This is a genomic window from Streptomyces sp. NPDC014882, assembly GCF_043081325.1.
Lineage (GTDB): Bacteria > Actinomycetota > Actinomycetes > Streptomycetales > Streptomycetaceae > Streptomyces.
On record NZ_JBIBWL010000015.1, the window covers coordinates 197,114 to 216,069 of the forward strand.

Sequence of the window (18,956 nt, forward strand, 5' to 3'; positions counted from 1 at the left end):
GCCGAGCGTGCACGCCGGGACGGCGCACAATGCGCAGGGTTCCGGGCCCGGGGACGGAGAGCGTGAGCCGGAAGCTCCGGCCGGGGACGTGACCGTGCAGGGCCGCGTTCGCGGCGAGTTCGGCGACGACGAGCCGGGCCGGGTCCAACGGCAGGTTCCAGGCGTTCAGTCGCTCGGCCGCGAGGAGGCGGGCGAGACGGGCTCCGCGACGGGTGGCGGAGAGCGGTACGGAGAACTGGCGGAGCGGGGCACGCACGGTTTGCTGATTCACGTCACCCAGCGTGTTCGTGCATGCGCAAATGGTGAAGACCCGCAGGCCGTGCGGACGGTGTCTGTCCGTGAGACGCCCGGTTCTGTCCGGGCCGGACGGGGTGACCGCGGGCGGGCGGCCGGGGTTGGACCGGGAAGGGCGCGACGGGAGGACGGCGGACGTGAGCGCATGGGACGCGGGTCCGGAGGACGACGAGGAGGCCGGGGCGGTGATGAGGACCGTCCAGCGGCAGTTGAAGCTGTGGCGCGAGTCGGCCGGCCTCACCCAGGCCGAGTTCGGGGCGGCCATCGGGTACGGCGAGGAGCAGGTCTCCTCCGTGGAGCGGGGCCGGCGCATCCCCCGCCCCGAGTACCTGGACCGCGCGGACGAGGTCCTGTCGGCGGGCGGCAGGATCGCGGCACTGAAGGAGGACCTGGCGGAGGTCCGGTACCCGAAGAAGGTCCGGGACCTGAAGAAGCTGGAGGCGGACGCGGTCGAGCTGGGGGCGTACAACAACTCGGTGATCCATGGGTTGTTGCAGACCAGGGAGTACGCGCGGGCCGTCTACCTCGGTAGCCGGCCACCCTTCATGGACGAGGAGTTGGAGCAGCACGTGAACGCCCGTATGTCTCGCCAGGAGATCGTGAGCGAGTCGGCAGGGCGGCCCCTCTTCAGCTTCGTGCAGTGCGAGTCGACGCTCCGGCGGCCCATCGGGGGCAAGATGGTGATGCGAGCCCAGCTCGAACGCTTGCTGGAAATCGGCCGGTTCCGCAATGTGGACCTCCAAGTCCTCCCCCTGGAGCGCCAGGAGAACTCCGGTCTGGGCGGCTCCTTCAGGCTGCTCAGGCTCAGGGAAGGGGGCACCGTGGGGCACGTTGAAGTTCAGGAGATCAGTCGAGTGATCACTGACCCGAAACACATGCAGGTTCTGGAGATGCGCTATGGGACCATCCGGGCGCAGGCTCTCACACCGAGTGAGTCACTGGCCTTCATCGAGAAAGTGCTGGGAGACACATGATGCGCATCCCCTCCACCGAAGCCGATAGCGAACTTGAATGGATAAAGAGCAGCTATAGCACCGCTGAAGGCCCCGACTGCGTAGAAGTGGCCCCGGCCCCCGCCCACATCCTCGTCCGCGACTCCAAGCACCCCCAGGGCCCCCGCCTCACCCTGGCCCTCACCGCCTGGACGGCCTTCCTGCCGTACGCGTCCGGCCACTGACGTCACGCACCACGCGTCCCGCACCACGCACGACGCCCCGTCGTCTCCGACCGGAGACGACGGGGCGCACGAGGTCCCTGCGAGGCTGACGGCGACTACGTCGCCCGCCGCCGCCGCGCCCCCGGCCGCCGCTCGCTGGGCCGGCTGACCGGGTCACCGGCCTCCCGGGCGGCGGCGCGGCGCCGCAGGCCGAACTCGGCCAGCGCCTCCGCGAGCTTGTGCACGGACGGCTCCGGGGCCATCACGTCCACCCGCAGCCCGTGCTCCTCGGCCGTCTTGGCGGTCGCCGGGCCGATGCAGGCGATCACCGTCACGTTGTGCGGCTTGCCGGCGATCCCGACGAGGTTGCGCACCGTGGAGGACGACGTGAACAGCACGGCGTCGAACCCGCCGCCCTTGATCGCCTCCCGCGTCTCGGCCGGCGGCGGCGAGGCCCGCACGGTCCGGTAGGCGGTGACGTCGTCGACCTCCCAGCCCAGCTCGATGAGCCCGGCCACGAGCGTCTCGGTGGCGATGTCGGCCCGCGGCAGGAACACCCGGTCGATCGGGTCGAAGACCGGGTCGTAGGGCGGCCAGTCCTCCAGCAGGCCCGCCGCGGACTGCTCGCCGCTGGGCACCAGGTCCGGCTTCACGCCGAAGGCGACCAGCGCCTTGGCCGTCTGCTCCCCCACCGCCGCGACCTTGATCCCGGCGAAGGCGCGGGCGTCGAGCCCGTACTCCTCGAACTTCTCCCGCACGGCCTTGACCGCGTTCACCGAGGTGAAGGCGATCCACTCGTACCGCCCGGTCACCAGGCCCTTGACGGCCCGCTCCATCTGCTGGGGCGTGCGCGGCGGCTCGACGGCGATGGTCGGCACCTCGTGCGGCACGGCGCCGTAGGAGCGCAGCTGGTCGGAGAGCGACGCCGCCTGCTCCTTCGTGCGCGGCACGAGCACCTTCCAGCCGAACAGCGGCTTGGACTCGAACCACGCGAGCTGGTCGCGCTGGGCGGGGGCGGACCGATCGCCGACGACGGCTATGACCGGCCTGCCGCCCTCGGGCGAGGGCAGCACCTTCGCCTGCTTCAGCGTCTGCGCGATGGTGCCGAGCGTGGCGCTCCAGGTCCGCTGCCGGGTCGTCGTGCCGGCGACGGTGACGGTCATCGGGGTGTCGGGCTTGCGCCCGGCCGCGACCAGTTCCCCGGCGGCGGCCGCCACGGAGTCCAGCGTCGTGGAGACGACGACGGTCCCGTCGGACACGCCGACCTCGGTCCAGCACCGGTCGGAGGCGGTCCGCGCGTCGACGAACCGGACGTCCGCGCCCTGCGCGTCACGCAGCGGCACACCGGCGTACGCGGGCACGCCGACGGCGGCCGCGATGCCGGGGACGACCTCGAAGGGCACCCCGGCCGCCGCGCAGGCGAGCATTTCCTCGGCCGCGTACGTATCCAGTCCCGGGTCCCCGGACACCGCACGGACGACCCGCCTGCCGCCCCGCGCGGCCTCCATGACAAGATGTGCGGCATCCCGCACGGCGGGGCTCCCGGCGGTTGTTGACGCGGCGTCAACGAGCGTCGGGTGCGGCGCCCCCGTGCCCGGGAGCGGACCCGAGGACGGGTCTGCCTCCGCATGCACGACGGTGACGCCGGGGCGGGCGTGCGTGCGCACGACGTCGAGCACCTCGTGCTCGGCGACGAGGACGTCCGCGTTCGCCAGCGCCTCCACGGCGCGCAGAGTCAGCAGTCCCGGATCCCCGGGTCCGGCACCCAGGAAGGTGACGTGCCCGTGTTCCGGAGCGGCGGGAAGAGTGGTGGGGCTCACTGTGCTCGCTCCCCCATCAGACCGGCCGCGCCCTGGGCGAGCATCTCGGCGGCGAGTTCGCGGCCGAGCGCCATCGCCCGGTCGTGCGTCTCGGGCACGGGACCGGTGGTGGACAGCTGCACCGTGCGGGAACCGTCGGGTGTGCCGACGACGCCCCGCAGGCGCATTTCCTTGACAATCTGCCCGTCGTCCAAGAGGTCGGCCAGCGCGCCCACGGGGGCGCTGCAACCGGCTTCCAGGGCGGCGAGCAGGGACCGTTCGGCGGTCACGGCGGCCCGGGTGAAGGGGTCGTCGAGTTCGCCGAGCGCGGCGATCAGGTCCGCGTCGCCCGCGGCACACTCGATCGCCAGTGCTCCCTGGCCGGGAGCGGGCAGGACGGTGTCGACCGACAGGAAGTCGGTGATCTCGTCACTGCGGCCGATGCGGTTCAGCCCGGCCGCGGCCAGCACGACCGCGTCCAGCGCGCCGTCGCGCACGTACCCGATCCGGGTGTCGACGTTCCCCCGGATCGGCACGGTCTCGATGTCCAGCCCGTGGCCGCGCGCGTACGCGTTCAGCTGCGCCGCGCGGCGCGGCGAGCCCGTACCGATGCGCGCCCCGCGGGGCAGGTCGGTGAACTTCAGCGCGTCCCGGGCGACGATGACGTCACGCGGGTCCTCGCGCTGCGGTATCGCGGCCAGGACCAGGCCCTCGGGCTGCCCGGTCGGGAGGTCCTTCAGCGAGTGAACCGCGAAGTCGACCTCTCCCCGCGACAGCGCGTCCCGCAGCGCGGTGACGAACACGCCCGTGCCGCCGATCTGCGCGAGGTGCTCGCGGGAGGTGTCGCCGTACGTGGTGATCTCGACGAGTTCGACGGACCGGCCGGTCACCTGGCTCACGGCGTCCGCCACCTGTCCCGACTGGGCCATGGCGAGCTTGCTGCGCCTGGTCCCCAGCCTCAGTGGGTTCGTACTCATGCCGCTCATGCCGGCCCTCGGTTCTCTGCGTTCTTCTCGGTGCTGTCCTCGGCGCGCGAGACGGAGGCCACCGTCTCCTGGTCGAGGTCGAACAGGGTCCGCAGCGCGTCCGCGTACCCGGCGCCGCCGGGTTCGGCGGCGAGCTGCTTGACCCGTACGGTCGGCGCGTGCAACAGCTTGTCCACGACGCGCCGCACGGTCTGGGTGATCTCCGCGCGGTGCCTGTCGTCCAGGCCGGGCAGCCGGCCGTCGAGCCGGGCGATCTCCCCGGCGACGACGTCGGCGGCCATGGCGCGCAGGGCGACCACGGTCGGGGTGATGTGCGCGGCGCGCTGCGCGGCGCCGAACGCGGCGACCTCGTCGGAGACGATCCGCCGCACCTGGTCGACGTCGGCGGCCATCGGCGCGTCCGCGGAGGCCTCGGCGAGCGACTCGATGTCCACCAGCCGCACCCCGGCGAGCCGGTGCGCGGCCGCGTCGACGTCCCGCGGCATCGCCAGGTCCAGCAGGAACAGCGCCGGCTCGGGCCGCACCGGCACGGGGTCGGGCTCGGGCCTGCGGCGCTCGGGGATGCGGCCGACGGCGGCGGCGGTCGCGGCCAGCGCGGTGATCAGCCCGGCGTCGGCCTCGGGGCGGCGCGCGGCCTCCCGGCGGTCGACGGCCGGGCCGGCCGCCCAGGCCGCGTGCTGCTCCAGCGTGGCCGCGTCCATGCCGGCCACCGCGGCCTCCCCCATCGGGGAGAAGCCGGGCTGCACGGCGGAGAGGTCCAGCGGACCGCCCTCGTCGGTCCCCGCGGAGGCCGGCGGCAGCGGCCGTACGGCCGCCTGCTCCGGCCGGCCGTCGGCGGAGACGGGGGCGACCGCGACGGGGGCGACGGGCGCCGCGGTACGGCCCTCGACGGCGGCCGCGACCGCTCCCGCGGTGAGGACGAGGCCGGTCGCGCCGGTGCAGGAGACGGCGACGTCGGCCCGCGCCAGTTCGGCCGGCACCGACTCCATCGGCACGGCCCGCGAGAGGATGACCGGCTCACCGTTCTCGGCGAGGATCTGCGCGAGGCGCTCGGCGCGGTCGAAGGTGCGGTTGGCGACGACGATCTCGGCGACGCCGGCGCGCGCGAGCGTCGCGGCGGCCAGGGAGGACATGGAGCCGGCGCCGATCACGAGCGCGCGCTTGCCCCGCGCCCACGCGGTGACGTCCCCGCCGGCCGCGAGCTGCTCCAGGCCGAAGGTGACCAGGGACTGCCCGGCGCGGTCGATGCCGGTCTCGGAGTGGGCCCGCTTGCCGACCCGCAGGGCCTGCTGGAACAGGTCGTTCAGCAGTCGTCCGGCGGTGTGCAGCTCCTGGGCGCGGGCCAGGGAGTCCTTGATCTGGCCGAGGATCTGCCCCTCGCCGACGACCATCGAGTCCAGTCCGCAGGCCACCGAGAACAGGTGGTGGACGGCCCGGTCCTCGTAGTGCACGTAGAGGTAGGGGGTGAGCTCCTCCAGGCTGACGCCGCTGTGCTGGGCGAGCAGCGTGGACAGCTCGGCGACACCGGCGTGGAACTTGTCCACGTCGGCGTAGAGCTCTATGCGGTTGCAGGTGGCGAGCACCCCGGCCTCGGTGGCCGGTTCGGCGGCGACGGTGTCCTGCAGCAGCTTGGCCTGGGCGTCCGCGGCGAGCGCGGCCCGCTCCAGCACGCTCACGGGCGCGCTGCGGTGACTCAGTCCGACGACGAGGAGACTCATGCCGGCATCACGGCGGGTACGTCCCCGTCGGGCCCCTGGTCGGTGGCGTCCGCGCGGCGCACGGCGGGGGCGGGCACGGCGCCGTCGTGCGCCGCGGCCTCCTCACCGGCCTTGCGCTGCTCGTGGAAGGCAAGGATCTGCAGCTCGATGGAGAGGTCGACCTTGCGCACGTCGACGCCATCCGGGACGGACAGCACGGTCGGCGCGAAGTTCAGGATGGAGGTGACGCCGGCGGCGACGAGGCGCTCGCACACCTGCTGGGCGACGCCCGGCGGGGTGGTGATGACCCCGATGGAGACGCCGTTGTCGGAGATGATCCTCTCCAGGTCGTCGCTGTGCCGGACCGGGATCCCGGCGACCTGCCGGCCGGTCATCTCGGGGTCGGCGTCGATGAGCGCCGCGACCCGGAAGCCGCGGGAGGCGAACCCGCCGTAGTTGGCCAGCGCCGCGCCGAGGTTGCCGATGCCGACGATCACAACCGGCCAGTCCTGGGTCAGGCCCAGTTCGCGGGAGATCTGGTAGACGAGATACTCGACGTCGTAGCCGACGCCCCGGGTGCCGTAGGAGCCCAGGTAGGAGAAGTCCTTGCGCAGCTTCGCGGAGTTGACCCCCGCCGCGGCCGCGAGTTCCTCGGAGGAGACCGTGGGAACCGAGCGCTCCGACAGTGCGGTCAGCGCGCGAAGGTACAGCGGAAGCCGGGCGACGGTGGCCTCGGGAATCCCTCGGCTACGGGTCGCCGGTCGGTGAGTTCGGCCAGTTGCCACGGTGCTCCTGCGGGTAGAGCGGGGCTGTAGGCGGTCACACGTCACCGGACCGCCCCGTCGAATGCAGGCTATGTCTTTGTGAACGCGTGCACAAAGATGGTGTCCGATTTGCCCGGCCAACGTGACCGGGGTCACGCGCCCCCGGTGCCTTCGCGGGGAACCGGCGCGGACCTGCGCGCGCTCCTTGGTTGTCGGGGGCAAAACCGCACACTCTCCTCACGAATCCCGCCCCCGAGATCTGGTCACCATCGATCCTAAGCGACTTTTCGCCATACTTGGACTGCCCGGTCAGTTCCCTGTGAGTTCGGCGCGCAACCGCCCCTCGTCCACCCGCCAGAAGGTGTGCTGCCGTCCGTCCACGAGCACGACCGGGACCTGTTCCCAGTACTGCTCGTGCAGCCGCGGGTCCTCGGTGATGTCGCGCTTCTCCCACGGCACGCCGAGATCACCGCACACCTTCTCGATCACCTCCTGCGCGTCGTCGCACAGATGACATCCGGGCCTGCCGATCAACGTCACGAGCCGGTCCTGCGGAGCGGGACCCTTGCGGCGGAAGAGGGGACTCATGCCGGCCATTCTCCCGCGCGCCCCCGCGCGGGCGCCCGGACACCCTCCTTAACGGCACGGCCGCGGAGTGTTCACACCCCGCGAACCTCGCGACCGACGGAAGCACCGGGCGGACTGGCTATGCTCACGCCATGGCCGCTCTTGGATGGCTCACCCCCCGTAGGCGCTCCGCCACGGCGCGGAGCGTGTTGGCAGGCGAGGCTTCGGCGGAGGCCGCCCGCAAGGACGTCTCCGCGCAGGAACCGCAGTTCCCCGTGCAGGGCGACGACCTGGCCGCCGCGTTCTTCGACCTCGACAACACGGTGATGCAGGGCGCCGCCCTCTTCCACTTCGGCCGGGGCCTGTACAAGCGGAAGTTCTTCGAGACCCGCGACCTGGCCCGCTTCGCCTGGCAGCAGGCGTGGTTCCGGCTGGCCGGCGTCGAGGACCCGGAACACATGCAGGAGGCCCGCGACTCGGCCCTGTCGATCGTCAAGGGCCACCGGGTCTCCGAGCTGCAGTCGATCGGCGAGGAGATCTACGACGAGTACATGGCCGAGCGGATCTGGCCCGGCACCCGCGCCCTCGCCCAGGCCCACCTGGACGCGGGCCAGCGGGTGTGGCTGGTCACCGCGGCCCCCGTGGAGATCGCCCAGGTGATCGCCCGCCGCCTCGGCCTCACCGGCGCCCTCGGCACGGTCGCCGAGTCCGTCGACGGCATCTACACGGGCAAGCTGGTCGGCGAACCGCTGCACGGCCCCGCGAAGGCCGAGGCGGTCCGCGCCCTGGCCGCGGCGGAGGGCCTGGACCTCTCCCGCTGCGCCGCCTACAGCGACTCCCACAACGACATCCCGATGCTCTCCCTCGTCGGCCACCCCTACGCCATCAACCCCGACGCCAAGCTCCGCAGGCACGCCCGCGAACTCGACTGGCGGCTGCGCGACTACCGCACGGGCCGCAAGGCGGCGAAGGTCGGCATCCCGGCGGCGGCGGGCGTGGGCGCGGTGGCGGGCGGCACCGCGGCGGCCATCGCGCTGCACCGCCGCCGCCGTTGACCGCGGGCCGCCGACCGCAGGCGGTTGACCGCGGTCACGGCGCTCACCCGGACGGGCGGCCGCAGCGAAACACGGCCAATCCCACCGCCGCGGGCCCGCACGCCCCCGGCCAGTCCCGTTGTCCGCGCACCGCCACAACACGCCCCCGTCCGGCCGGAAATACGAACCTTTCCGGTCACCAAGCGTTCACCTCACGCAACCCGAACGGGCGTCAACAGGTCACGGAAGCGACGTAACCGGTGAATTGAGCAACTGGGCGTAGCAGCACCTGTACGAAGCGTTATTCTCCTCAGACGCATTCCGGTACCCCTCCGTCGCTACGACGGGTGAAAGGTTCCGCACTGCACGTGATGGAAGCTCTGCCTCTGGGAGTCCCGTGTACCCACACGTCGGGGTTGACGCCTCGGGCCTGGCTACGCTGCGCGCAACGGTCGCCATGGCCCAGGACCTGCTGCGCGGCTTCGTCCCCACCGCGTACGCCGTCCCCGCCTTCGCCACCGCCGCGCCCGCCGGTCCGTGCTACGCACTGGCCGACGGCCTCGAGCAGGTGCCGGCGCGCGGCGCCGTCGTCGAGGGACGGCGGTCGGGCGACGCACGGGTGGCCGGCAGACGCGGACGCGCGACCGGCGCGACCACCGCCCGCCGACCGGCCGCCGACAGCGACAGCGCCCGCATGATGGACCTCGTCGAGCGGGCCCAGGCCGGCGAGGCCGACGCGTTCGGGCGGCTCTACGACCAGTACAGCGACACGGTGTACCGGTACATCTACTACCGCGTGGGCAGCAAGGCGACCGCCGAGGACCTGACCAGCGAGACCTTTCTGCGCGCCCTGCGCCGGATCGGCACCTTCACCTGGCAGGGCCGCGACTTCGGCGCCTGGCTCGTCACCATCGCCCGCAACCTCGTCGCCGACCACTTCAAGTCCAGCCGCTTCCGGCTGGAGGTCACCACCGGCGAGATGCTCGACGCCAACGAGGTCGCGCGCTCCCCGGAGGACTCCGTCCTGGAGTCCCTCTCCAACGCCGCCCTGCTGGACGCCGTACGGCGGCTCAACCCGCAGCAGCAGGAGTGCGTGACCCTGCGCTTCCTCCAGGGCCTCTCGGTCGCCGAGACCGCGCGGGTCATGGGCAAGAACGAGGGCGCCATCAAGACCCTGCAGTACCGGGCCGTCCGCACGCTCGCGCGCCTCCTGCCGGACGACACCCGCTGACCCGGCAGCGGCCCCGCCCGCCCCCGTCCCGTACCCACCTACCGTCGGCTACCTCAACTCACGTTCGGTGAAAGTCCGTTGACTTCCCCATCCGATCATCCGCCGTCCGTAACCCAAGTGCCGCGCCAGTCGTTGTGCGGGATACAGGCTCCCTGTGGTCACGTCCTGGCCGGCCTCGATCACTCGTTCCCGTGGAAGCGGTCGAGGACGTGCAACCCTCAGGACCCCCGAGGAGTCGACCGTCATGACGAGAGGAGGTGCCGCCAGTGATCGCGAACGTATCGGCGCACCGGCGGGCGAACGCCTTCGCCCAGGCCCTGGAGGAGCAGTCCGACCGGGGCACGGCGGCCGAGCAGCCCGAAGGACCACCACCGGCCCCGGCAGCCGCGGACCAGACCGAGCAGGGCCGGATCCTGGCCCTCGCGACGAGTCTCGCCGAGCTGCCCAGACCGGAGATGGACCCCGAGGTCAAGGTCGTCCAGCGGGCGCAGTTGGTCGCCGCCATGGAGGCCATGCTGCAGGCGGGCACCATGGGCGAGGCGGCGGACCGTCCGGTGCCGGAACAACGCACCGGCCGGGCGCGGGGCGCCCACAGGGCGACACCGCTGGGCAGGTTCCGCCCGCGGACACGGCTCGCCAAGGGCCTCACCGCGGGCGGCCTGAGCATCGGAGTGGCCGCCGGAGCCTTCGGCGGAGTCGCGGCCGCGAGTTCCGACGCCCTCCCCGGTGACTCGCTCTACGGCCTGAAGCGCGGCATAGAGGATTTCAAGCTCAACTACCTCGCCGAGGGCGAGACCGAGCGCGGCCAGGCCTATCTCGACCAGGCCTCCACCCGGCTCGGCGAGGCCCGCCGGCTCATGGAGCGCGGGCGCGGCGGCGTCCAGCTCGATCACGAGTCCGTCGGCGAGGTCCGCCGTGCCCTGTCCGGCATGCGCTACGACGCCGCCGAGGGCCACCGGCTGCTCCACGAGGCGTACGAGCGCGACCCGGACTCCCTGGGACCCATCCAGGCCCTGTCCGCCTTCTCGCGCTCGCACCGCGAGGTCTGGGGCGCCCTGCGCGACCGGCTCCCCGTCCAGCTCGGGGACGTCAGCCAACAGGTGTCGTCGGTGTTCGACGCCATAGACGAAGAGGTCGGCCCGCTGCGCTCCCTGCTGCCCCAGCCCCCGGCCCCGGGCGGCGGCCTGGACAGCGGCCGAAGCGCCGGCCCGGCGTCCCCCGGTCCCTCGGGCACCGGCCGCTCGGCCCCGCCCAGCGCGGGCGGCGGCTCCCCGGCCACCGGCAGCCCCGACAGCGGCGGCCCCAGCAAGTCGGCCGAGTCCGGCGAGGACGGCCTCCTCGGCGGCAACACGGGCGGCCTGCTCGACCCGCCGCAGGACACCGGCGTCTCGTCCCCGCCGACGACCCCGACCGCCGAGCCGGACGTCACGCTGCCACCCCTCCTGCCCGGCCTCCTGCCGGGCCTGGGCATCGACAGCGACGACGTGGGCTGACCAGGCGGGGCCGACGGACCTGCGCACGGCCCGGTACGGCGGTGCACGACCTCGCGCGGCGGTGGGGGCGGCCTTCCTGAGGAGGCCGCCCCCACCGCCGCGGGCGTGTGCGCGCCCGGCTCAGAAGAACACCGACCGCCGCTGCACCAGCAGCTTGTAGAGGGTGTGCTGGATCTGCTCCCTGACCTGGTCGGTCAGGTTGAACATCAGCATCGGGTCCTCGGCCGCCTCCGGCGGATAACCGTCCGTGGGGATCGGCTCGCCGAACTGGATCGTCCACTTCGTGGGCAGCGGGATCGCGCCGAGCGGGCCGAGCCAGGGGAAGGTCGGGGTGAGCGGGAAGTACGGGAAGCCGAGCACGCGGGCGAGCGTCCTGGCGTTGCCGATCATGGGGTAGATCTCCTCGGCCCCGACGATCGAGCAGGGGATGATCGGTACGCCCTGCCGCAGCGCCGTCGACACGAAGCCGCCCCGGCCGAACCGCTGGAGCTTGTAGCGCTCGCCGAAGGGCTTCCCGATGCCCTTGAAGCCCTCCGGCATCACCCCGACCAGTTCGCCCTGCGCCAGGAGCCGTTCGGCGTCCTCCGAGCACGCCAGGGTGTGCCCGAGCTTGCGGGCCAGTTCGTTGACGACCGGCAGGACGAACACCAGGTCGGCCGCGAGCAGCCGCAGGTGACGGCCGGCCGGGTGCCGGTCGTGGACGGCGACCTGCATCATCAGCCCGTCCAGCGGCAGCGTCCCGGAGTGGTTGGCGACGATCAGCGCACCGCCGTCCGCCGGGATGTTCTCGATGCCCTTGACCTCCACCCGGAAGTACTTCTCGTACAGCGGGCGCAGCACGGACATCAGGACCTGGTCGGTCAGCTCCTGGTCGTAGCCGAAGTCGTCGACGTCGTAGTCACCGGTCAGCCGGCGGCGCAGGAAGGACAGCCCGCCGGCGATCCGCCGCTCCAGGCCGCCACCGCCGTCGTCGCCGTCCGGCTGCTTTCCCTCACCGGTCACGGGAACATCATCCTGCGGAACGGCGCTGACGGGCAGGGCCTGCACCGCACCGGCCTCGGCGGCCTCACCGATCTCACGGACCGGCGCCGGTTCGCCGGTCCCGCGCCGGCTCCCCGCGCCCCTGCGCCGCGACGGCCGCTGCACGGCACCCCCGCGGGACCGGTCGTCGTCGAACGGAATGACCTTGGCGTCCGCCATCGTTGATGCGCTCCTCAGTTGGCGCTCTGCGCCGGGGGCCGGCCGCCGCCCGCACGGGGCAGCGCGGCGATCCGGTCGACGACCCCGGCAAGGACCTCGGGGGGCAGGAGACCCGGCCCCCGGCTGTGTGCGAAGTCCGCGAAGGTCTCCGCGGTGGTGTACCTCGGCGTGAATCCCAGCGTCTCGCGCATCTGGTCGGTCGACACGACCCTGCCGTGCGTGAGCAGCCGGATCTGCTCGGGCGAGAAGTCCGTCATGCCCAGCGTACGCACCAGGGTGCCCGCCCAGGTGACGGCCGGCAGCAGGAGCGGGACGGTGGGCCGGCCGAGCCGCCGCGAGCACTGCGACAGCAGCAGCACGCCGTCGCCGGCGATGTTGAAGGTGCCGCTGTTGAGCGTCCCCCGCCGGGGTTCGTGCGAGCCGATCCGCAGCACCTCGATCACGTCGTCCTCGTGCACGAACTGCAGGCGCGGGTCGTAGCCGAACACGGTCGGCAGGACCGGCAGCGAGAAGTACGAGGCGAGCGGGGTCTCCGCGGTCGGGCCGAGGATGTTGGCGAACCGCAGCACGCACACGGCGACGTCGGGCCGCCGCCGCGCGAATCCGCGGACGTACCCCTCGACCTCCACGGCGTCCTTGGCGAATCCGCCGCTGGGCAGCGACTTGGCCGCGGTGGTCTCGGTGAACACGGCGGGATCGCGGGACGCGGAGCCGTACACGTTGGTGCTGGACTTCACGACGAGCCGCTTCACGTCCGGCGACTTCTGGCAGGCGCCGAGCAGCTGCATCGTGCCGATGACGTTGGTCTCCTTGACCGTGGTCCGGCTCCCGCTGCCGAGCGCGACGGCCGTCACGTCGAGGTGGACGACCGTGTCGGCACCGGTCTCGGCGAGGACCCGCGCGATGGCGGGCTGCCGGATGTCGGCCTGGATGAAGTCCGCGCCGCCGAGATGGTGTTCGGGCCGCACGGCGTCCACCGCGATCACCCGGTCCACGTCCGGATCACGCTGGATCCGCCGCACGAACCGGCCCCCCAGCTGACGGGCCACCCCGGTCACCAGCACGACCTTGCCCAAGATCAGCGCCTTCCTTCCGCACTAGGTCCGGTCCTACCCTGCCGCATCGCCCACCTTGCCGGGTTCCCCGCTGCGGGCCAACCTAGCGGGTCGGCGTTGCGCCGTGATGACCACCTGATGCGCCAGGTGACGGCACCGGCCGGCCGTACGGCCGGATCGGCCACGGCGCCGGTCCGGGCACCCGCACGGGGGTCGGCCCGCCGCACGGGGGGGGGCGACATGCGTGTGGCCCCCCAGCCGGTAACCGGCTGGGGGGCCACACCGCGCTTTCGCGGCTCGCGTCGAGCGAACTTACTTCTTGTTACGACGCTGGACGCGCGTGCGCTTGAGCAGCTTGCGGTGCTTCTTCTTGGCCATCCGCTTGCGCCGCTTCTTGATAACAGAGCCCACGACTACCCTCGCTCACTTCTCATCACTCGGTGCTGGGCGCCATGGGCCCATACGACCTACGGGGGCCTAGCCTACCCGCCCGAGCGCTGAGGTCGTAATCGAGGCGGCGGAGGGACCCCGAAGGGCCCTGTGACGCGGATCCCCCCGCCCTGCCGTCAGGCGGTCTCCACCCCCACGTAGCTCTCGCGGAGGTACTCGTGAACCGCTTGCTCCGGGACGCGGAAGGACCTTCCGACCCGGATCGCGGGCAGATGACCGCTGTGCACCAGCCGGTACACGGTCATCTTCGACACTCGCATCACCGAGGCGACTTCCGCCACGGTAAGGAACTGAACCTCGTTCAGAGGCCTCTCGCCAGCTGCAGCCATGACACACCCGAACCTTCCGCACTCGACTCGACGGCCACCGGCTTCCCCTTCCGGTGACTCTTCGTCGCTGCGTGCTCACTCCCCAATGTAGGGGCGGGTGATGCGAGTGGGGAAGAGGTGCACCCATCGGCGACCTACCGTGACAGACGGGCCCGATCGAGCACGTAGCGGGCGAGCGGCAGGTAGGCGCCGGCGCGCACGCCGTCATCAAGCGGAACGGCGACGGACACGGTCCCCTCGGCCTGCCCGACGAAGGGCGCGGGATCGTCGGTGTCCGCCGGTCCGATCGCCTCGAACCCCAGTTGACCTGCCCCGCAGACCCAGCCGTGGTCCCCGACCACCAGGTCCGGCAGGGGGCCGCCGGCCTCCGCGGCCGCCGCCAGCGCCAGCCGAACCGGGAGGGGTGAGTGCGTGTGTACGCCGGTCGCACCACCGGGGCGCCCGGCCCCGGGTTCCCGCGCCAACCCGACACCGCGTACGTAGGCGAGGTGGTGCGTGCGTAGACCGAACCGGGTCGTTATGTCGACACAGCGACCCTGCGCCGGGGTGAGGACGACACATCCCGCCGCCGACAGGGCGTCTGCGATCCCCGCGTAGAACCCGAGCAGCCGGTGCGGATGCCCGGTCCCGAGCAGCACGGCCCCACCCCGCCGGGCGACCGCGGCGAGCCGTCCGGCGAACGCGTCCAGCGCGAGAAGCGTCAGCTCGGGGTCGATCACATCATGCCCCGAAGTGCACCGCGGATCGGCCGAAACCCCACACCTCTCCGCCATGAGCGCGATCAACTCCCGCTCCGACCAAACCCCTTCGGGGTCGATCCCGATCAACACCCGCGGATCCCGAGCCGCGAACGCCCGATACCGCCGAAGGCTCCCCTCCCGCCCGGTCCCCACCGCTCCCGCCAGCCCCGCCCGAACCAGGTACTCCGCCATGCCACCCCGACTCAACACCCCGAAATCCTCCCGAGCCCCCCTCCCTCCCACCACCCGACCCCCGAAAGGCCCCACGCCCGGCGTAAGACCATCACCCCGCGGAAGGAAAGCCGAGCCCGGAACAGATCCGGCACCACTGACACCCGCACGGGACGGAGTTCCGGCGGGATGCTCGAACAGGTCGCACCACCGGGGTGCCGGAGCCGGAACCTCCACAGGGGTGCCGGGGCCGGAGTCTCCGCAGGGGTGCCGGGGCCGGAGTCTCCGCAGGGATGCCGGGGCCGGAACCTCCGCAGGGATGCCGGCGCCAGACCCCGCAAGACCGCCCGGGCCAGGCCCCGCAAGACCGCCCGGGCCAGGCCCCCCCCAGGGCGCTGAACCGACGCCCATGCCCGGTACACGGGCATTCCCCTCATCGGCGCTCAAGCCTGAGGCAGGCCTCCGTCATCACCCGGCCCACGGGCCGTCTGACCGTCTGGCCGTCCGGCCCTCCGGCCGTCAGTGCTCAAGCCTGCGGCGGTCTTCCGTCGCCACCCGGCCCACGGGCAGCCCCACCGTCGGCGCTCAAGTCTGAAGTCCGGCGAAGGACTCGGGCCCGAAGCCCCGCGGAGACACCGGGCCCGGCCGCCACAGGGGTGCAGGGGACGGAGTCCCCGCCGGGGTCCAGGGGCGGAGCCCCTGACGGGGTCGAAGGGGCGAAGCCCCTGGGGACGGGACGGGTAGGGGCGGCGGGGGCGAACCCCACACCCCCTACGCCAACAGCCCCCGCAACGGAAACGCCGCCCGCCGAGCCGCCAGCACCGCCTGGTCCAACCGGTCCGCGGGGTCGTACCCCGCCTCCCAGTCCTCCCAGGACACCGGCCACCGCCCGTCGGTCATCCGCATCGGCCCCAACTGCCGCGTACGGGCGAACACCTCCTGCCGCCACCCCTCGGGAATCACCGTCTCCGGCACCACGGGCCGCCCCGCCGCGATGCCCACCAGATGCGTCCACGACCGCGGCACCACCTCCACCACCGCGTAACCACCGCCGCCCAACGCGAGCCACTTCCCCCCGGCGTACTCGTGCGCCAGCTCGTGGCAGGCGACCTGCACGGCCCGCTGCGCGTCCAACGACACCGCCAGATGGGCCAACGGGTCCTCGAAGTGCGTGTCCGCCCCGTGCTGGGTGACCAGCACGTCCGGCCGGAAGTCGGCGACCAGCTCCGGCACCACGGCGTGGAACGCCCGCAGCCACCCCGCGTCCCCCGTCCCCGCCGGCAGGGCCACGTTCACCGCGGTCCCCTCCCCCGCCCCCGCCCCGGTCTCCTCCGGCCATCCGGTCTGCGGGAACAGGGTGCGGGGATGCTCGTGCAGGGAGATCGTCAGCACCCGCGGGTCCTCCCAGAAGGCCGCCTGCACGCCGTCCCCGTGGTGCACGTCGACGTCCACGTACGCGACCCGCCGGGCCCCCAGCTCCAGCAGCCGCGCGATGGCCAACGACGCGTCGTTGTAGACGCAGAACCCCGCCGCACCGCCGGGCATCGCGTGGTGCAGCCCGCCCGTGAAGTTCACCGCGTGCAGCGCGTCCCCCCGCCACACCGCCTCCGCCGCCCCCACGGACAGACCGGCGATCAACGAGGACACCTCGTGCATCCCGGCGAAGGCCGGATCGTCCACCGTGCCGAGCCCGTACGACACGTCCGCCGCACGCGGATCGGCGGAGGCGGCCTTCACGGCCCGGATGTAGTCCTCCCGGTGGACGAGCCGCAGCGTCGAGTCCCCCGCCGGCTTGGCGGAGACGATCTCCACCTCCCGGTCGAGCCCCAGGGCGTCGACCAGTCGCCGGGTCAGGGCCAGCCGTACCGGATCCATCGGATGGTCCGGGCCGAAGTCATACCCCGTTACTGCCTCGTCCCACATCAGCTGTGCGCGGCCGCTCATGCCCGCCACCGTATCGGTCGGGTCGAGGCGTGAACGAGCTGGCGTACCTGAACGTCACCAGCACCAACACCATCGGCACAGCCATCGCCCCCCGGTAGCTCCACGCGTCCCCCAGCGCCCCGACCAGCGGCGAACCGATCAGGAAACCGACGTAGTTGAAGACGTTGAGCCGGGCGACGGCCGCGTCCGAGGCCCCCGGGAACAGTCTGCCCGCCGCCGCGAACGTCTGCGGCACCAGCACGCACAGCCCCAGCCCCACCAGCGTGAACCCGCCCGTCCCCGCCCAGGCCCCCGGCGCGACGGCCACCACCGCGAACCCCGCCGCCGCCACCGAAGCCCCCACCCGTACGACCGCGACGGCCCCGTACCGCCGCACCCCCAGGTCCCCGATGGCCCGCCCGAGCAGGGTGGTGACCATGTAGACGTTGTACGGGACGGTCGCCAGCTGCTCGGAACTCCCGAGCACGTCCTGGAGGTACTTCGCGCTCCAGTTGGACACGGTCGAGTCCCCGATGTAGGCGAAGGTCATCACCAGGCACAGCGGCAGCAGCGCCTTGAAGACGACACCGCCGCTCCGCTCCGCCGCGTCCGTCTCGGTCGCCCCGGTCGCCCTGGTCGCCTCGGGGACGGCCGCACGTCCGCCGCCGTCCGCGTCGACGTACCACCGGCTTCCCACCAGCACGGCCGGCAGCAGCACCAGCACCACCGGCAGGTAGGACACCCGGAGCTCGAGGTGCCAGTGCGCCCCGGCCCACGCCAGTGAGGCCCCCACGATGCCGCCGAGGCTGTACACCGCGTGGAAGCCGAGCATGATGCTCCGCCCGTACTCACGCTGGAGGCTCACCCCGAGCATGTTCATCGAGGCGTCCAGCGCTCCCACGGCGAGACCGAACAGCGCGAGCGCCACGCCCAGCCCGGCCATCCGCTCGCCGGTCCCCACCCCGAGCAGCGCGAGCAGCACGACCGGCTGGGACCAGCGCAGCACCCGGCTGGGCGGTATCCGTTTCACGAGCCGCTCGGTGGCGACGCTGCCCACCCCGGCCAGGACGGGTACGGCGGCGAGGAAGGCGGGCAGCAGCGCGTCGGAGACCCCGTACCGGTCCTGGATGGCCGGGATCCGGGTGACGAGCAGCGCGAAGGCGACTCCTTGGGTGAAGAAGCTGAACGCCAACGAGGCCCGGCCACGCCGCAGCACTTCTGTCATGGCGGCGAGCGTAGGGCCCCGGCGTACTCGTGGGTAGATCCAGCCAAAGGTGAATTTCCCTCAGCTCCGAGGCCGGGCTCACCTCAGCAGGCCGGCCAACTCCCCCATGTCGGCGAAGAGTCCGGTGGCACCGGCGAGCTTCGCGGCCGGCGTCATCGCGGTGAACCCGTACACGTCCATCCCGGCCGCCACGGCCGCCCGCACCCCGAGCGGGCTGTCCTCGACGACCACGCACCTCTCCGGCGCCACCCCCATCCGCTCGGCCGCGTACAGGAAGAGGTCCGGCGCCGGCTTCCCCCGGCCCACGTCCTGCGCACTGAAGATCCGCGCGTCCTCGAACCACCGGTCGAGGCCGGTCGTCCGGTGCCCCACCCGTATCCGCTCGTGGTTCCCCGAGGAGGCGACACAGTACGGCACCCCGTCCGCGGCGAGCTTCTCCAGCACGTCGGCCACTCCGCCCACGGGCCGCAGCTCCCGCTCGAAGGCGTCGAACACCCGGGCGTGGAAGACATCGTCGAAGTCCGCCGGCAACCGCTCCCCGGTCCGTTCCAGCACCAGGTCGTGAATCCTGTGCATGGCGGACCCCATGTAGTCCCGGATGGAGTCCTCGTACGAGGTCGGGTGCCCGAGTTCGGTGAGGTAGGCGGCCAGCAGCCGGTTGGAGATCGGCTCGCTGTCGACGAGCACACCGTCGTTGTCGAAGACGACCAGGTCGTAGCGCATGGCTCGATCCTAGGACGTGGAAATTCCCGTGAGTCCCGTAAATGCAGAAAACCCCCGTGCCAGTGGCACGGGGGTCTCCCGGAATGATTGTTCGGCGGCGTCCTACTCTCCCACAGGGT

18 protein-coding genes and 1 pseudogene are annotated in these 18,956 nt (G+C 72.5%); 5 read left to right on the forward strand and 14 right to left on the reverse strand.

Annotation, left to right across the window (positions count from 1 at the left end; genetic code table 11):
* Window positions 1-28: 28 nt before the first annotated feature.
* A pseudogene (locus ACF09K_RS28830) lies at window positions 29-280 on the reverse strand (ATP-binding protein); the annotation flags it as partial.
* A gap of 151 nt (window positions 281-431) precedes the next feature.
* Between ACF09K_RS28830 and ACF09K_RS28835 the strand changes: the two are divergent.
* On the forward strand, window positions 432-1,268 hold the full coding sequence (locus ACF09K_RS28835) for a helix-turn-helix transcriptional regulator (protein WP_392248124.1): 837 nt from the start codon (window positions 432-434) through the stop codon (window positions 1,266-1,268).
* Window positions 1,268-1,471, forward strand: coding sequence for a DUF397 domain-containing protein (locus tag ACF09K_RS28840; RefSeq protein ID WP_392248183.1), 204 nt, complete (start codon window positions 1,268-1,270; stop codon window positions 1,469-1,471). Before ACF09K_RS28835 ends, ACF09K_RS28840 begins: the two co-directional genes overlap by 1 nt.
* Window positions 1,472-1,566: 95 nt before the next feature.
* Here the strand turns inward: ACF09K_RS28840 and ACF09K_RS28845 are convergent, their stop codons facing one another.
* From ACF09K_RS28845 to ACF09K_RS28865, 5 genes are all read right to left on the reverse strand, one after another.
* Window positions 1,567-3,270 (reverse strand): uroporphyrinogen-III synthase, encoded by a 1,704-nt coding sequence (locus ACF09K_RS28845; RefSeq protein WP_392248126.1) that lies wholly within the window; start codon window positions 3,268-3,270, stop codon window positions 1,567-1,569.
* Window positions 3,267-4,226, reverse strand: a complete 960-nt coding sequence (gene hemC / locus ACF09K_RS28850) for a hydroxymethylbilane synthase (RefSeq protein ID WP_392248128.1) — start codon at window positions 4,224-4,226, stop codon at window positions 3,267-3,269. The genes ACF09K_RS28845 and hemC overlap by 4 nt, the downstream gene beginning before the upstream one ends.
* Before the next feature lie 5 nt (window positions 4,227-4,231).
* Window positions 4,232-5,953, reverse strand: coding sequence for a glutamyl-tRNA reductase (locus ACF09K_RS28855; protein WP_392248129.1), 1,722 nt, complete (start codon window positions 5,951-5,953; stop codon window positions 4,232-4,234).
* Complete coding sequence (locus ACF09K_RS28860; protein ID WP_392248131.1) at window positions 5,950-6,717, reverse strand: redox-sensing transcriptional repressor Rex; 768 nt, start codon at window positions 6,715-6,717, stop codon at window positions 5,950-5,952. Before ACF09K_RS28860 ends, ACF09K_RS28855 begins: the two co-directional genes overlap by 4 nt.
* Window positions 6,718-7,005: 288 nt before the next feature.
* The gene (locus ACF09K_RS28865; RefSeq protein WP_392248133.1) at window positions 7,006-7,293 is read right to left on the reverse strand and encodes a glutaredoxin family protein; all 288 of its coding nucleotides are present in this window, start codon (window positions 7,291-7,293) and stop codon (window positions 7,006-7,008) included.
* Between the two features lie 122 nt (window positions 7,294-7,415).
* Here ACF09K_RS28865 and ACF09K_RS28870 point away from each other — a divergent pair, with 122 nt between their 5' ends.
* The 3 genes from ACF09K_RS28870 (at window position 7,416) to ACF09K_RS28880 (ending at window position 11,021) form a co-directional block, all read left to right on the forward strand.
* Complete coding sequence (locus tag ACF09K_RS28870; protein WP_392248135.1) at window positions 7,416-8,318, forward strand: HAD family hydrolase; 903 nt, start codon at window positions 7,416-7,418, stop codon at window positions 8,316-8,318.
* Window positions 8,319-8,694: 376 nt separating this feature from the next.
* Window positions 8,695-9,528: an ECF subfamily RNA polymerase sigma factor, BldN family gene (locus tag ACF09K_RS28875; RefSeq protein ID WP_392248137.1), complete on the forward strand. Its 834-nt coding sequence runs from the start codon at window positions 8,695-8,697 to the stop codon at window positions 9,526-9,528.
* A 266-nt stretch (window positions 9,529-9,794) separates the two neighbouring features.
* On the forward strand, window positions 9,795-11,021 hold the full coding sequence (locus tag ACF09K_RS28880; protein WP_392248139.1) for a DUF5667 domain-containing protein: 1,227 nt from the start codon (window positions 9,795-9,797) through the stop codon (window positions 11,019-11,021).
* A gap of 120 nt (window positions 11,022-11,141) precedes the next feature.
* Here ACF09K_RS28880 and ACF09K_RS28885 read toward each other — a convergent pair whose 3' ends face one another.
* The 8 genes from ACF09K_RS28885 to ACF09K_RS28920 form a co-directional block, all read right to left on the reverse strand.
* Window positions 11,142-12,221, reverse strand: coding sequence for a lysophospholipid acyltransferase family protein (locus tag ACF09K_RS28885; protein ID WP_392248141.1), 1,080 nt, complete (start codon window positions 12,219-12,221; stop codon window positions 11,142-11,144).
* A 14-nt stretch (window positions 12,222-12,235) separates the two neighbouring features.
* Window positions 12,236-13,297 (reverse strand): NAD-dependent epimerase/dehydratase family protein, encoded by a 1,062-nt coding sequence (locus ACF09K_RS28890; RefSeq protein WP_392248143.1) that lies wholly within the window; start codon window positions 13,295-13,297, stop codon window positions 12,236-12,238.
* 291 nt (window positions 13,298-13,588) lie between these two features.
* Window positions 13,589-13,687 (reverse strand): 30S ribosomal protein bS22, encoded by a 99-nt coding sequence (locus ACF09K_RS28895; protein ID WP_003948845.1) that lies wholly within the window; start codon window positions 13,685-13,687, stop codon window positions 13,589-13,591.
* A 155-nt stretch (window positions 13,688-13,842) separates the two neighbouring features.
* Window positions 13,843-14,055, reverse strand: coding sequence for a helix-turn-helix domain-containing protein (locus tag ACF09K_RS28900; RefSeq protein WP_004984898.1), 213 nt, complete (start codon window positions 14,053-14,055; stop codon window positions 13,843-13,845).
* A gap of 134 nt (window positions 14,056-14,189) precedes the next feature.
* Window positions 14,190-14,987 (reverse strand): phosphatase, encoded by a 798-nt coding sequence (locus tag ACF09K_RS28905; RefSeq protein ID WP_392248144.1) that lies wholly within the window; start codon window positions 14,985-14,987, stop codon window positions 14,190-14,192.
* A 750-nt stretch (window positions 14,988-15,737) separates the two neighbouring features.
* A complete protein-coding gene (locus tag ACF09K_RS28910; RefSeq protein ID WP_392248146.1) occupies window positions 15,738-16,910 on the reverse strand; it encodes an acetoin utilization protein AcuC in 1,173 nt (390 codons plus the stop codon).
* The gene (locus ACF09K_RS28915) at window positions 16,861-18,114 is read right to left on the reverse strand and encodes an MFS transporter (RefSeq protein WP_392248148.1); all 1,254 of its coding nucleotides are present in this window, start codon (window positions 18,112-18,114) and stop codon (window positions 16,861-16,863) included. The genes ACF09K_RS28910 and ACF09K_RS28915 overlap by 50 nt, the downstream gene beginning before the upstream one ends.
* A gap of 78 nt (window positions 18,115-18,192) precedes the next feature.
* On the reverse strand, window positions 18,193-18,837 hold the full coding sequence (locus tag ACF09K_RS28920) for an HAD family hydrolase (RefSeq protein WP_392248150.1): 645 nt from the start codon (window positions 18,835-18,837) through the stop codon (window positions 18,193-18,195).
* Window positions 18,838-18,956 lie beyond the last annotated feature (119 nt).